This window comes from uncultured Ligilactobacillus sp. (assembly GCF_948826705.1).
Lineage (GTDB): Bacteria > Bacillota > Bacilli > Lactobacillales > Lactobacillaceae > Ligilactobacillus.
Genome location: NZ_CAQLEL010000089.1, coordinates 1 through 1673 on the forward strand (window position 1 = coordinate 1; position 1673 = coordinate 1673).

The following is a 1673-nucleotide window of genomic DNA, read 5'->3' on the forward strand; positions in this document are numbered from 1 at the left end:
CCTAGAGTTTTTTAGCAGGTTGGCTGAACAGGCTACAAAATATCCAGAGATTGACCGATGGGCTTTTACAAAAAGAATTATGCGGGCTTACGTCTTAGGTAATTATGTGGTCAAAGAGAGAAAGTATTATATCAAACTGAACTTTGATGATGAGTATTTAAGGGTAGATCGTTATAATGACTCGTGGTATTGGGGAGGCGGAACACCGACGGAAATGGGACGATCACAATTTACGCAAGATGAAATCGACGAGATGCAAAAAGATCCACGAGCCAAAGGGCTTAATCTCAACGTGTTAAAGGTCGAAGTACCTGAAGATGAATTGGAGGAATGAGAAATGCTAAAAGAGTATAGAAAGACAGCAACGATCAAAGCTGAACAATTTGACGGATCGTTTGAAATGATGATGAGATATCCAATTCAGTATGCACCGTTTATTTCAGAAATTTTGCCACCTGGTTATTCTTTGAAAACGCTAGAAGGCGATATGAAGTTTGATGTAGGCGATTATATTGCTACTGGATTCGATGGTGAGCATTGGGCAATCAAGAAAGAAATTTTTGAGAAGACTTATGAATTAGTGGAGGAAGAAGAGTGATTGGGCAACGTCCTATCTTTGGTGATCAGAGGAGCAAAACACGGTGGTCCGCTTTTTTGAAAGGAGAACAAAGGTGACAGCTAAAGAAAGAATAGCTGAGTTGCTAAGTAAGTACAGCTATCCGATGTCGGTGATCGAAGATGTAATTAAACGTACAAGCGATTACTATCTATCGCATACACCAGCGGATGATAATGATCCTTACTTATGGCAACAAGTAAGATATTTGGAGAATTTTAAAAAGTTTGTTTTGGGAGTTGAGTAAATGACAGCATTAACAATCGTGATCGCTGGAGCTTTTCTAGCGATCGGAATTTTTATCGGGTATGCAATTAATGAGTGAGGTGATGTAAATGTTGATTGATTTGTTGGTAAACACCTTTCTCGTGCTACTTATTGTGAGTACAGTTTTGGGAATTGTATTTGTTTTGGCATTTATCGCAGTGGTAGTAGGAGCAGTGATAAGAGAAATTAGGAAAAATAACGAAGATAGGGGACAGTAAATGAGTAAGTATAATTTAATCGCGTTTGTAATCATCGTTGCATCGATTTTCTGGAACATGTTTGTAGGTGACATGTTGCAAGCAATCGTCAGTGTCGGTTTCTTGTGTGCGTTCTTGCTGAGCTTGATCTTGATTGAGCTGGTCGCTTTGAATAAACAGAAGAAACGATGATACTTCATATCGAACCGGTCGAGCAGGCACGTCCAAGAGCTACAAGATATGGCAGAAGTATCAGAGTGTACGATCCGCCGAAAGTGTCGAAGTACAAGAAAGAGCTCTATCGACTAGCAAAAGAACTCTATCGCGGTGATAGAGCTGATGGAGCAATCGAAGTCGAAATTTCTTTCTATCGTCCATTGCAGAAGTCACTATCAAAGATAGAACGCTCCAGAAGACTCTCAGGTGAGCATAGACCAACAGTAAAACCAGATTTGGATAATTACATCAAAAGTACGTTAGACGCCTTAAACGGCATTTTATGGACAGATGACGCACGCATAGTTGATCTACATGCACACAAGTATTACTCCGATGATCCGCATATCGAGATCACGGTGACAGAGTTGTAAGAC

Annotated in this window: 5 protein-coding genes; all 5 read left to right on the forward strand. The window is 40.1% G+C overall.

Translation table 11 applies throughout. From position 1 onward, the window contains the following. A partial coding sequence (locus Q9Q35_RS06035) for a hypothetical protein (protein WP_304652588.1) occupies window positions 1-334 on the forward strand: 334 nt, incomplete at its 5' end. Window positions 335-337: 3 nt separating this feature from the next. Next, the gene (locus Q9Q35_RS06040; protein WP_112286340.1) at window positions 338-598 is read left to right on the forward strand and encodes a hypothetical protein; all 261 of its coding nucleotides are present in this window, start codon (window positions 338-340) and stop codon (window positions 596-598) included. Between the two features lie 43 nt (window positions 599-641). Beyond that, window positions 642-863 carry a DUF6877 family protein gene (locus Q9Q35_RS06045; protein ID WP_160279732.1) on the forward strand — a complete coding sequence of 74 codons (222 nt, stop codon included), beginning with the start codon at window positions 642-644 and terminating at the stop codon, window positions 861-863. Window positions 864-951: 88 nt separating this feature from the next. After that, on the forward strand, window positions 952-1101 hold the full coding sequence (locus Q9Q35_RS06050; protein ID WP_304652589.1) for a hypothetical protein: 150 nt from the start codon (window positions 952-954) through the stop codon (window positions 1099-1101). Between the two features lie 167 nt (window positions 1102-1268). Continuing rightward, entirely contained in the window at window positions 1269-1670 is a 402-nt protein-coding gene (locus Q9Q35_RS06055; protein WP_119448332.1) for a RusA family crossover junction endodeoxyribonuclease, read from the forward strand. The last annotated feature ends 3 nt before the right edge of the window (window positions 1671-1673 follow it).